Below are 11,689 nucleotides of genomic sequence, written 5' to 3'. Positions count from 1 at the left end.
GAAAGTTTGGCACAACCTACGGGATCGCCACCTGGATCGCAATGGTGACCTGCGGTAACCCTGGGTCACTTCCGGGGTGTCGCTCTCCGGGGCAGCCCGAAGGTCGTGACGACCGCCGCGTGGTCCGAGGGCCAGTCGTTGCCCGACACGTCGGGCCACGGACGCGGGGTGCCGGTGACGAGGGTCCGCGCGTCCCGTACGGTCAGGCCCCGGTGCAGGACGTAGTCGATCCGGTCCTGCGGCTCGGGCCGTCCGCTGCCGTCCTGGTGGACGGGGTGGACCGGCGACCAGGTGTGTCCGGGCTCGGACGCCGGGTCGGGGTGGGCCTCGCGGTAGGAGTCGGCGAAGCCCGCGTCCTCGGCGGCCTTCGTGACCGGCCACTCCACATCGGGCCGGTCCAGATGGGAGGGGCAGTTGAAGTCGCCGACGAGGACGACCGGGACGCCTTCGAGCGACGACTCGGCGATCCGCCGCAAGGCGTCCTGCAGCTGCCCGAGCCGTACGTCCTCGTGGGCGATCAACTCGGGCGCGCCGAGTCCGTCGAAGGCGGCCTCGTAGGGGCCGTACGGCGTGTAGTGCAGGTGGGCGGTCCACACATCGACCTCGTGGCCGGACGCGACCTGGATCCGGACGCCGGCGGCGCCGTAGAAGCCGACGTCCGGGTCGCCGAAGCGGGCGGTGATCGGGTGGCGGCTGATGACGCCGAGGTTCTCCCCGGCGCGGTGGTGGTGCCAGCCGAGGGCGTCCGCCAGTTCCTGGGCGGCGGTGCCGGCGGTCTCCTGGAGCCCGACGACGTCCGCACCGCTGTCCAGGATGACCTTGAGCTGCTTGGTGCGATGGTCGTCCACCTCGCTGCCGCCGAGCCACAGGTTCCAGCTCATCACGCGGAGTTCGGGCGCCACCATCCGCCGCAGCTCCTCGGGCGTGACGCCGACGAGGCTGTCGCGCACGGTCCGTCCGGGTGCCGTGCCGATCGGTGCGAGGGACGGCACGGCGAGGACGGCGCACCCTGCGGCCTCGGCGGAGGCCACGCCGGTCTCGGTGTCCTCGACGGCCACGCAGCCGGCGGGTCCGACGCCGAGGGCCAGGCAGGCGGCGAGGTAGGGGTCCGGGGCCGGCTTCGTGCGGGCGGTGTCGTCGGCGGTCACGGAGACCGCGAACCGTTCGGCGCCGAGGGCGTCCAGCACGACGTCGGCGACGGCGCGCGGGGACGCGGTGACCAGGGCGGTGGGAATGCCGGAGGCGGCCAGCGCGTCCAGCAGGTCGAGCGCGCCGGGGCGGGGCACGATCCCGGTGCGGACCCGGGCGGCGAAGTCCCGGTGCAGCTCGGCCGCCAGATCGGCGTCGGGCCGGCCGGTGGCGGCGCCGAGCCAGGCGGCGGTGTGCTCGACGGGCCGGCCGAGCACCTCCGGCTGGTCGGCCTCGGTCAGCGGGCGTCCGGCGACCTGCTCGACCGCCTCCCACCACAGCCGCTCGGTGTCGACGAGCGTGCCGTCCATGTCGAAGAGGACGGCCTGCAGCGGGAGTACGGGGGTGTGGGCGCTCACGTTCGAGTCGTTCCTCACTTCTGGATACGTTCGGCCACCAGCGCCGGCCGCTCGGGCAGCGACACGTCGGCAGCCGCTCCGGCGCCGAGCCCGGCGGCCTCGTGGGCGGGCAGGTCGGCCTTGGCCTCGGTGCCGTCGGCGAGCCGTACGGTGACCCGGACGACGGCGCCCAGGAAGGCGGTGGCGACGACCCGGGCGGTGCCCTGCTCGTCGGCCCGCACCCGCAGGGCCTCGGGCCGCACCAGGACGTCCACCTCCCCGTCCGGCGCCTCGCCGTCGGCCGGCAGCCGCTGCCCGAGCACGTCGACCGTGCCGTCCTTCAGCTCGCCCGGGATCCGGCTCATCGTGCCGACGAACTCGGCGACGAAGGCGGTGGCGGGGCGGCCGTACAAGTCGGCGGGCCCGGCGCACTGTTCGAGCCGTCCGGCGCGCATGACGGCGACCCGGTCGGCGACCGACAGGGCCTCCTCCTGGTCGTGGGTGACGAAGAGGGTGGTGATGCCGAGTTCCTGCTGGAGCCTGCGGATCTCCTCGCGCAGGGTGAGGCGGACCTTGGCGTCCAGCGCCGACAGCGGCTCGTCGAGCAGCAGCACGCGCGGGCGCAGGGCGAGGGCGCGGGCGAGCGCGATGCGCTGCTGCTGCCCGCCGGAGAGCTGGTGCGGGTACCGCTCGCCCTTGTCGCCGAGGCCGACCAGTTCCAGCAACTCGGCGGCCCGGTTGCGCCGTTCGGCCGTACGCACCTTGCGCATACGCAGCCCGAAGGCGACGTTGTCGAGGGCGTTCAGGTGCGGGAAGAGGCTGTACGACTGGAAGACCATCCCGGCGTCCCGGCGGTGGGCCGGAACGTGGGTGACGTCCTCGCCGTCCACCAACACCGCCCCGGAGTCAGGGTGTTCGAAGCCGGCGAGCATGCGCAGTGCGGTGGTCTTGCCGCAGCCGGAGGGGCCGAGCAGGGCGAGGAACTCCCCGGGGCGGACGGTCAGGTCGAGTCCGTCGAGGGCGACGGTGGGCCCGAACTCGCGCCGCAGTCCGCGAAATTCGACGGTCGCGGCCTTTTCGGAGGTCTTGAGCACGGTGGCGGTCATGGTGTGTGTCATCCCCGGGAGGAAGCGGTTCGGGTACGTCCGCCGGCGCCGGCGAGCGCGAGGAGCAGGGCCCAGGTGACGAGCAGGCTGAGCACGGACACGGCGACGGACATCTGGGCCTGCGAGCCGCCGACGTTGTAGATCCACACGGCGAAGGGCTGGAAGCCGAGCAGCCGGGCGACGGTGAACTCGCCGAGGACCAGCGCGAGCGTGAGGAAGGCCGCGTTCAGCAGGGCCCCCCGCAGGTTCGGCAGCACCGCCCGGACGAGCGCCTGCGGCCAGGAGGCGCCGCAGCTGCGGGCGGCCTCCACGAGGGTGCGTACGTCGATGGCGCGCAGGCCCGCGTCCAGGGCGCGGTACACGAAGGGCAGCGCCATCACGACGTACGCGAGGACGAGCACGGCCGGGAAGCTCGGGTTCTGCACCGCCACGAACGTCTGGAACAGCGGGGTCCGCGACAGGTGCTCCGGGCCCCACTTCAGCACGGTCACGATCCCGGCGGCGAACGCGATCGGCGGCACCACCAGCGGCAGCGAGCACACCACCTCCACCACCGGCCGCAGCCGGGGCGCGCCGAGCCGCAGCGCGACCACGGCGGGCACCATCAGCAGCAGCACGACCGCGATGGTGGCCACGGCCAGCTCCAGCGAGAGCAGCAGGCTGGAGACGAAGCCGTCGGCGGACAGGATCTGGGTGTAGGCGTCGAAGGTGACGCCCTGGCCCGGCACGTCGACGGTGAAGACCACGGACGCGGCGAGCGGTGTCAGGAAGTACAGGGCGGCCAGGCCGAGGACGGCCCAGCGCCAGGGGGTCAGCCGTCGAGCCATCGGGCGCTCCGTCGTTGCAGGGGCAGGTACACGGCCATCACCAGGGCCGCCACCAGCACCATGTCGAGGCTGAGGGCGAGGGCGACGTTCTCCTGGCCGACCAGCACGTTGCCGGACAGCGCGTCGGCGATCTGCAGGGTGACCAGCGGGACCGCGCTGCCGACCATCGCGGCGGCGGTGGCGTAGGCGGCGAAGGCGCTGCCGAACAACAGGACCAGGCCGCCGAGCAGGGAGGGCGCGAGGACGGGCAGGGCCACGTGCCGCCAGTACTGCACGCCGGTGGCGCCGTTGTTCAGCGCGGCCTCCCGCCACTGGGAGCGCAGACCGTCCAGCGAGGGGGTGATGGTGAGGACCATCAGCGGGATGAGGAAGTACAGGTAGACGAGGACCAGGCCCCAGAAGCTGTAGAGGTCCCAGCCGTGGTCCTTGAGCCCCAGGTGCAGGGTCAGGACGCCGGCGTTGCCGAGGGTGGCGACGAAGGCGAACGCCAGCGGGACCCCGCCGAAGTTGGCCAGCACACCGGAGGCGGTCAGCACGGCCTCGCGCAGCGCGCGGGAGCGGGAGCTGACGACGGCCTGCGCGAGCGGCAGCCCGAGCAGGGCACCGAGCGCGGCGGAGATCGCCGACAGTTTGACGCTGCCGAGCAGTGCGGTGAGGTACGGGCCCTGCAGCGAGGTGGTCACGTTCTGCGCGCTGTACTGGTCCTCCACCGTGAACGCGCCGTTCAGCATGGCCAGTGCGGGCAGCCCGAAGGCGATCGCCGTGAACACCAGCAGCGGCACCACGGCGATCCAGCCGGGGGCGCGGCGCCGCCGCTTCACCGAAGCGGCGGGCGCCACGTCCGCGCGCGGGAGGGCGGCGGTCATCCGGAGACGGCCTTCCCCCAGCCCTGCGCGAGGACCGTCTTGGCCTTGCTCTGCTGGGCCTCGGTCGGGAAGGACGGCGTGCCGGTGACCTTCGGGAGCTTGGCGGCGGCCGCCTTGTCGAGGGTGCCGGCCTTCTCCATGGCCGGCATCAGAGCCGGGCGGGCGTAGCCCTTGAGCCACAGGTTCTGTCCCTCGGCGCTGTAGAGGTACTCCTGCCACAGGCGGGCGGCCGCCGGGTGCGGGGCGTCCTTGTTGATGGCCTGGGAGTAGTACTGGGCGAACCGGCCGTCGCTCGGGATCGCGACCTTCCAGTCGACGCCCTTTGACTTGAACTCGTCGGCGTACCCGGCGTTCAGGTAGTCCCAGTCGATGCTGATGGGCGTCTCGCCCTTCTCGACGGTGGCCGGAGTCGACTCGACGGGCGTGTAGTTGCCGTTCTTCTTCAGCTTGGCGAAGAAGTCGAGGCCGGGCTGGATGTCGTCGAAGGAGCCGCCGTTGGCGAGGGCGGCCGCGTAGACGCCGCCGAAGGCCGAACCGGACTTGGTGGGGTTGCCGTTGAGAGCGACCTGGCCCTTGTACTCGGGCTTGAGCAGGTCCTTGAAGGTGGTCGGGCAGGTCTTCACCCGCTTGGCGTCGCAGCCGATGGAGAGGTAGCCGCCGTAGTCGTTGTACCAGCGTGCCTGCGGGTCCTTCTGGGCGGTGGCGATGTCGCCGTAGGAGGCCACCTTGTAGGGCGCGAGCAGGCCCTGCTGGGCGGCGCTGAGCGCGAAGGAGCTGCCGAGGTCGAGGACGTCGGGGGCGCGGTCCTGGCCCTTGCGGGAGGTGACGGCGTTGATCTCGTCCTGGCTGGTGCCGTCCGGGCTCTCCACCTCGATCTTGATGCCGTACTTCTTCTGGAAGCCGTCGATGAGGGCTCCGTAGTTGGCCCAGTCGCGGGGCAGCGCGATCGCGTGCAGCGTGCCCTCCTTCTTGGCCGCCTCGACGAGGGCGTCCAGGCCGCCGAGGCCGGCGGCGGAGGTGGCGGTGGCGGCGCTCTTGCCGTCGGCGGTCGTCGTCGCGTTGTCGGGGGCGGCGCCGCAGGCGCTGAGGGCGAGTGCGGCGGCTACGGAGAGGCCACCGGCCAGAACGGCGGTTCTCGGCACGAACACTGTCACTGTCACTCCAGGGGTGCACGCGAGCAGGGGAGAGGAGACGAGGACAACTTGTCTGAACAAGTTGCGTCACAGTACGCCCGCTCGCGATGTCCTGTCTGTAAACCTCAGCGAAACTTTGAGCGCTTGTTGGCTGCACAATCCAGACCGTCACAGATCACGCTCAGGCCTCGATTAGGCTGGTCACGCTGTGCACAACGGCCTACGCAGAGGGGAAGCATGACGGCGCGACACGAGGAGATCGCCGACGAGCTGCGGCGGGCGATCGACCGCGAGGAGTACACGGTCGGCAGCCGGCTGCCCTCGGAGTCGGAGCTGGCCGCGCACTACGGCGTCTCGCGCGGCACGGTCCGCCAGGCCGTCGCGGCCCTCACCGCCGAGGGTCTGATCGGCTCCCGGCAGGGCGCCCGGCGCGTGGTGCTGGCCAGCCGCCGCAGCCAGAGCTTCGAGGAGCTGCGCAGCTTCGCCCAGTGGGCGCGGGCGATGGGCCGGGAGGCGACGGGTCGGGTGGTGACCCAGGAGTACCGCCCGGCCACACAGGAGGACGCCGTACGGCTCCAACTTCCCGCCGGGACACAGGTGTTGCACGTCCTGCGGGTACGCGGTCTGGATGGCGAACCGGTGCTGCTGGAGCGGACCGTCTACGCGGACTGGATCTCCCCGGCGGTCGAGGCCATCGAGCCCGACTGCCCGTCCGTCACGCAGCGGCTCTACGACGGCACCGGCCTGCTCTTCGCCTACGGCGAGCACGTCATCGACGCGGTCGCGGCGGGCGCCCAGGACGCCGCACTGCTCGGGATCCGCCGCACCAGCCCACTGCTGCGGGTCCGCCGGGTGACCACCACCCGCGAGGGCCGCCCGGTGGAGTGGTCGGACGACCGCTACCGCTCGGACGCGGTGAGCTTCAGCGTGCACAATTCGATCGGGAACAACGCCCTGGCCCGCAAAACGGCGGACTGAGGCGAACGACGGGGGACGCGGGTGGATCCGAGCCCGTTGCCGCACGTCGACACCCACCCGACCGTGATCGAGGCCGGTCCCGAATCCGTCTGGCGGGCGCTCGGCGAGGTCCTGGGCCGCTCCTTCGCCGGACGCGGAGGGGTTGCCTCCGCCCGCCTGGTGGGCGCCGCCGACCGCACGGCGTCCGGCCCGCGGCCGCTCGCCGTCGGCTCCGCCGTCCGCGGCTTCCGGGTGACCGCCGCCGACCCGGGACGGGAGCCGGTCCTTGCCGGAAGCCACCGCTACGCGAGGTACACGCGCTGACCTTCCGCCTGGAACAGGACGGCCGGGGCCGCACGCGCCTGCGCGCGCAGACCCGGGCCGCGCTCCCCGGCCGGGCCGGGAAGCTGTACCGGCTGCTGGTGATCGGCAGCGGCGGTCACGCGGCCGTCATGCGCCGCATGCTGTCCGCGATCGGCCGCCGGGCGGCGTGAGGGCCTACCCGGGTGCCCCCGAGGAGAACCGGCGCAGCAACGGCGACAGCACCAGCACCGACTTGGTGCGCTCCACGAAAGGCTCGCCGGCGATGCGCTCCAGCACCCGTTCGAAGTGGCGCATGTCGGAGGCGAAGACCTGGACGATCGCGTCCGCCTCACCGGTGACGGTGGATGCGGCCACGATCTCCTGGTAGCGCTCCAGGCCCCGCTGAATGGTCTCCGGCGAGGTGTTGCGCCGGCAGTAGATCTCGACGAACCCCTCGGTCTCCCAGCCGAGCGCCGCCGGGTCCACCCGGACGGTGAACCCGGTGATGGCTCCGGTGGCGCGCAGCCGGTCCACGCGCCGCTTCACGGCGGGTGCGGACAGGCCGACCAGTTGCCCGATGTCCGCGTAGGAGCGGCGGGCGTCCTCGGCGAGGGCGTGCACGATGCGTTCGTCGAGATCGTTCAGCACGGGGGGTGGTTCACTTCTCCCGGTCGGTCACTTCTCGGCCGCCACCGCGACGTCCTCACCGGTCGCGAGACGGGAACGGCGATAGCCGTACACGAAGTAGAACACGAGCCCGACGGCCATCCAGACACCGAACACGACCCAGGTGACGGTCGACAGGCTGCCCATCATCCAGACGCAGAAGGCGAAGCCCAGCGCGGGCAGCACCGGCGACAGCGGCACGCGGAAGGTCCGCTTCATGGTCGGGCGGGTCCGGCGCAGCACCACGACGGCCACGTTGACCAGCGCGAAGGCGAACAGCGTGCCGATGCTGGTGGCGTCCGCCAGTTGGCCCAGCGGGATCGCGGCGGCGAGGACACCGCAGAAGACCGAGACGATCACCGTGTTGGCACGCGGGGCGCCGGTCTTCGGGTGGACCTTGGCGAAGACCTTGGGCACCAGCCCGTCGCGGGACATCGCGAAGAGGATGCGGGTCTGGCCGTAGAGGACGGTCAGGACGACGCTCGCGATGGCGATGACGGCGCAGAAGGCCAGCAGGGTGCCCCAGAAGCGCTGCCCGGTGACGTCCGTCATGATCTGGGCGAGGGCGGCCTCGGAGTCGTTGAACTTCCGCCACGGCTTCGCGCCGACGGCGACGGCGGCGACCAGCACGTACAGGGCGGTCACGATGACGAGGGACAGCATGATGGCGCGGGGCAGGTCGCGCTGGGCGTCCTTCGCCTCCTCACCGGCCGTGGAGGCGGCGTCGAAGCCGATGTAGGAGAAGAACAGGGTGGCGCCGGCCGCGCTGACGCCCGCCATGCCGAGCGGCATGAAGTGGGAGTAGTTGCCGGACTTGAAGCCCATGAAGCCGATGGCGCAGAACAGCACCAGCGCGGCGATCTTCACGCACACCATGACGGTGTTGGCCCGCGCGGACTCCTTGGCGCCTCCCAGCAGGAACGTCATGGCGAGGAGCACCACGATCAGGGCGGGCAGGTTGAAGATGCCGCCGTCGACGCCGGGCGGGTTGGCCAGGGCGTTCGGGAGGGTCACGCCGATGGTGCCGTCCAGCAGCTCGTTCAGGTACTCGCCCCAGCCGACGGCCACGGCGGCCACCGAGACGCCGTACTCCAGGAGCAGACACCAGCCGCAGACCCAGGCGATCAGTTCGCCCATGGTTGCGTATGCGTACGAGTAGGAGGAGCCGGAGACCGGGATGGTGCCGGCCAGCTCGGCGTAGGACAGGGCCGAGAACAGCGCGGTGAGACCGGCGATCACGAAGGACAGGGTGACGGCCGGGCCCGCCTTCGGGACGGCCTCGCCGAGAACGACGAAGATGCCGGTGCCGAGGGTGGCACCGATGCTGATCATGGTCAGCTGCCATAGCCCGAGGGACCGCCTCAGCGTCCCTCCCTCGCCCTGGCCGCCCTCCGCGACCAGGCTTTCCACTGGCTTGCGACGCATGAGGCGCGCGGCGACGCCCGGGGACGCGGGGGCGGCCGTTCTCTCGTTCTGCGGGGGTGCGCCTTGGTCGAGCACGCGCGGGCTCCTTATCGCTGCCGGTCAGAGCGCAGGGGGGACCGGCGGACACCTGCCGGGGCAGGAACCCGCAGAGCGGAAGTCCCCCGCCACGCTACGTACAGCGCAGCACCCTACGGGGCACGGCTTCACGGGCGTAATGCAGCAACCTTGCACACACCCGCATGATCATTGCGTTCCTCGCGCCGGGATGCCTATTCGTTGCGCACGGGCTGTCGACCGTTGCGCAGGGACCTCACAGACCCTGGTTCCCACCCTTCCTCGGGCTCCCCCGCGACGGCCCGCGCCCCGGCCTCGAGCGCCCGCGCCGAAGCCGTCCGACCGGGCCGGCGGCGCCGGTGGGCCCCGGGTACGCCAACGGCCCCCGGGTCTCCCGTGCGGGATCAGCGGGGGCCGTACGGCAGTGAGGTGAGGTCAGCTCCAGCTGGCGTGCAGCGGCTGGCCCTCGGCGTAGCCGGCCGCGCTCTGGATACCGACGACGGCCTTCTCGGCGAACTCCTCCAGGGAGCCGGCGCCGGCATAGGTGCAGGAGGAACGGACGCCCGCGATGATCGAGTCGATCAGGTCCTCGACACCCGGGCGGGACGGGTCGAGGAACATCCGGGAAGTGGAGATGCCCTCCTCGAACAGCGCCTTGCGGGCGCGGTCGTACGCCGACTCGTCCGACGTCCGGTTGGCCACGGCACGCGCGGAGGCCATGCCGAACGACTCCTTGTACAGCCGGCCGCCCGCGTCCTGCTGGAGGTCGCCCGGGGACTCGTAGGTGCCCGCGAACCAGGAGCCGACCATCACGTTGGACGCGCCGGCGGCGAGGGCCATGGCCACGTCGCGCGGGTGACGGACGCCGCCGTCGGCCCACACGTGCTTGCCGTACTTCTTCGCCTCGGCGGCGCACTCCAGCACGGCCGAGAACTGCGGCCGGCCCACGCCGGTCATCATGCGGGTGGTGCACATGGCGCCCGGGCCGACACCGACCTTGATGATGTCTGCACCGGCGTCGACGAGGTCCTTGACGCCGTCGGCGGAGACGATGTTGCCCGCGGCGATCGGCACCTGCGGGTCGAGCGCGCGCACCACCTTGATGGCGCTGATCATCGACTCCTGGTGGCCGTGCGCGGTGTCGATGACGAGCGTGTCCACGCCCGCGTCGAGCAGTTGCTTGGCCTTGCCCGCCACGTCGCCGTTGATGCCGACGGCGGCGGCGATGCGCAGCCTGCCCCGGGCGTCGACGGCCGGGGTGTAGAGCGTGGCGCGCAGCGCGCCCTTGCGGGTCAGGATGCCGGCGAGCTTGCCGTCCTTGTCCACCGCGGGGGCGTAGCGGCGGTTGTGCGCGTCCAGGGTGTTGAAGGCCTCGCGCGGGTCGATGTCCGCGTCGAGCAGCAGCAGGTCCTTGGACATGACCACTTCGAGCTGGGTGAAGCGGTCGACGCCGCTCAGGTCCGCGTCGGTGACCACGCCGACGGGGCGGAGGTGCTCGTCGACGACCACGCCGGCGTTGTGGGCCCGCTTGGGCAGCAGCGCGAGGGCGTCGGCGACGGTCTGGTGCGGGGCCAGCACGATCGGGGTGTCCAGCACCAGGTGGCGGCTCTTCACCCAGGAGACGACGTCGATGACCACGTCGATCGGGATGTCCTGCGGGATGACCACCAGGCCGCCGCGCCGGGCGACCGTCTCCGCCATGCGACGGCCGGCGATGGCGGTCATGTTGGCGACGACGAGCGGGATGGTGGTGCCCGTGCCGTCCGGCGAGCCGAGGTCCACGTCCTGACGCGAGCCCACCGCGGAGCGGCTCGGCACCATGAACACGTCGTCGTACGTCAGGTCGTACGCGGGCTGGATGTCATTGAGGAAACGCACGTGCTGCACATCCCAGTCGATCAGAGGTGACCCCCCGACGGGTGCGCCAGGGGGAAAAGAGCACGTACTTCATTCTCCCATGACGGGGGGCCTGTCATCCCCCCACAGAATCTCCAGGGCCGCCGGAGAAGCCCTGGGAGGATCCTCCAAGCGCCAGGACGACGGCGAGTGCGGGGGTGCGGTCCACCGCCTCGGCGAACACGTCCTGCGCGGTCCGCCACTCGTCCGGGTTCGCCTCGGCGTACGGCCGCCAGCCTCGCACGACGACCAGCAGACCCTGCTCGACGGCGGCCTCGGGCCACACCGTGTGGTCGGAGAGGGAGTCCACCAGCGCGTCCCAGTTGCGGCCGAACCAGTCGGGCAGGGCCAGGGCCCGGGCGGCACGGTCCATCAGGCCCGCCTTGTCCGTGACACCCTCGAGGTCGAGGGTGACCACGAACCGGCCCGCCAGGTCTTCGCTCATCTCAGCACCGCCCGGAACGACGTGTAGTGGTCATCGGTGTAGTAGATCTCCCCGCCCTGTCCGGTGACGATGCGCCGCGCCCCGCGGTCGTGCGAGCCCGGGGTCCGCACGGTGTACTCGTGGTAGTAGCCGCGCTGGTGCTTCGGCAGCAGCCCCTCGACGTTCCCGAAGACGACGCCGTCCCTGGCGTACGGGAAGGGGCCGCCCTTGTCGATCAGGGCGAGGGTGTGCCGGGCCTCGGCCGGGAGCCGGGCTTGCTGGACGGTGGCCATGCCCTGGGCCCAGGCCGGCGTGGACGCGCTCGAAGCGGTCGCGGTGTCCGTGCCCGGCGAGCATCCCGTCAGCAGGACGGAGAGACAGACCAGCAGACCCGCGAGCGTGCGGGAAACCCGCAGGAGGGGACGGGGAGCGAACCGCAGCAGCATGCGCCGATGCTGCCACGGCCGTCCCGTCACGGTCTCGCCACGACCCGCCGTGCGCTCCCG

Annotated in this window: 12 protein-coding genes; 2 read left to right on the top strand and 10 right to left on the bottom strand. The window is 71.9% G+C overall.

Going from position 1 to position 11,689, the window contains the following annotated elements; translation table 11 throughout:
- Positions 1-65: 65 nt before the first annotated feature.
- Genes ACFZDC_RS29125 through ACFZDC_RS29105 form a run of 5 tightly spaced genes read right to left on the bottom strand, consistent with a single transcriptional unit; the run spans position 66 to position 5,479 of the window.
- Positions 66-1,547 (bottom strand): HAD-IA family hydrolase, encoded by a 1,482-nt coding sequence (locus ACFZDC_RS29125; protein ID WP_391328628.1) that lies wholly within the window; start codon positions 1,545-1,547, stop codon positions 66-68.
- A gap of 14 nt (positions 1,548-1,561) precedes the next feature.
- A complete protein-coding gene (locus tag ACFZDC_RS29120; RefSeq protein ID WP_391328626.1) occupies positions 1,562-2,632 on the bottom strand; it encodes an ATP-binding cassette domain-containing protein in 1,071 nt (356 codons plus the stop codon).
- 8 nt (positions 2,633-2,640) lie between these two features.
- Positions 2,641-3,459, bottom strand: a complete 819-nt coding sequence (locus ACFZDC_RS29115) for an ABC transporter permease subunit (protein ID WP_391328623.1) — start codon at positions 3,457-3,459, stop codon at positions 2,641-2,643.
- Positions 3,444-4,325, bottom strand: a complete 882-nt coding sequence (locus ACFZDC_RS29110; RefSeq protein WP_391328621.1) for an ABC transporter permease — start codon at positions 4,323-4,325, stop codon at positions 3,444-3,446. Before ACFZDC_RS29110 ends, ACFZDC_RS29115 begins: the two co-directional genes overlap by 16 nt.
- Positions 4,322-5,479 (bottom strand): extracellular solute-binding protein, encoded by a 1,158-nt coding sequence (locus tag ACFZDC_RS29105; RefSeq protein ID WP_391328620.1) that lies wholly within the window; start codon positions 5,477-5,479, stop codon positions 4,322-4,324. Before ACFZDC_RS29105 ends, ACFZDC_RS29110 begins: the two co-directional genes overlap by 4 nt.
- Positions 5,480-5,695: 216 nt before the next feature.
- On the opposite strand from ACFZDC_RS29105, the gene ACFZDC_RS29100 reads away from it, so the two are divergent.
- Entirely contained in the window at positions 5,696-6,436 is a 741-nt protein-coding gene (locus ACFZDC_RS29100) for a UTRA domain-containing protein (RefSeq protein ID WP_391328618.1), read from the top strand.
- Between the two features lie 36 nt (positions 6,437-6,472).
- Positions 6,473-6,739 (top strand): hypothetical protein, encoded by a 267-nt coding sequence (locus ACFZDC_RS29095; protein ID WP_391328616.1) that lies wholly within the window; start codon positions 6,473-6,475, stop codon positions 6,737-6,739.
- A 174-nt stretch (positions 6,740-6,913) separates the two neighbouring features.
- Here ACFZDC_RS29095 and ACFZDC_RS29090 read toward each other — a convergent pair whose 3' ends face one another.
- The 5 genes from ACFZDC_RS29090 to ACFZDC_RS29070 form a co-directional block, all read right to left on the bottom strand.
- A complete protein-coding gene (locus ACFZDC_RS29090; protein ID WP_391328614.1) occupies positions 6,914-7,366 on the bottom strand; it encodes an AsnC family transcriptional regulator in 453 nt (150 codons plus the stop codon).
- A gap of 27 nt (positions 7,367-7,393) precedes the next feature.
- The gene (locus tag ACFZDC_RS29085; RefSeq protein ID WP_391328613.1) at positions 7,394-8,884 is read right to left on the bottom strand and encodes an amino acid transporter; all 1,491 of its coding nucleotides are present in this window, start codon (positions 8,882-8,884) and stop codon (positions 7,394-7,396) included.
- Between the two features lie 414 nt (positions 8,885-9,298).
- Positions 9,299-10,741: a GuaB1 family IMP dehydrogenase-related protein gene (locus ACFZDC_RS29080; RefSeq protein WP_391328611.1), complete on the bottom strand. Its 1,443-nt coding sequence runs from the start codon at positions 10,739-10,741 to the stop codon at positions 9,299-9,301.
- 94 nt (positions 10,742-10,835) lie between these two features.
- Positions 10,836-11,204 (bottom strand): barstar family protein, encoded by a 369-nt coding sequence (locus ACFZDC_RS29075; protein ID WP_391328609.1) that lies wholly within the window; start codon positions 11,202-11,204, stop codon positions 10,836-10,838.
- Positions 11,201-11,629, bottom strand: coding sequence for a ribonuclease domain-containing protein (locus ACFZDC_RS29070; protein ID WP_391328607.1), 429 nt, complete (start codon positions 11,627-11,629; stop codon positions 11,201-11,203). The genes ACFZDC_RS29075 and ACFZDC_RS29070 overlap by 4 nt, the downstream gene beginning before the upstream one ends.
- Positions 11,630-11,689 lie beyond the last annotated feature (60 nt).

This window comes from Streptomyces sp. NPDC007905, assembly GCF_042959345.1.
In the GTDB taxonomy this organism is placed as follows: Bacteria; Actinomycetota; Actinomycetes; order Streptomycetales; family Streptomycetaceae; genus Streptomyces.
The sequence above is the reverse complement of the archived record's forward strand: the minus strand, read 5'-3'. Positions and strand labels throughout refer to the sequence as shown.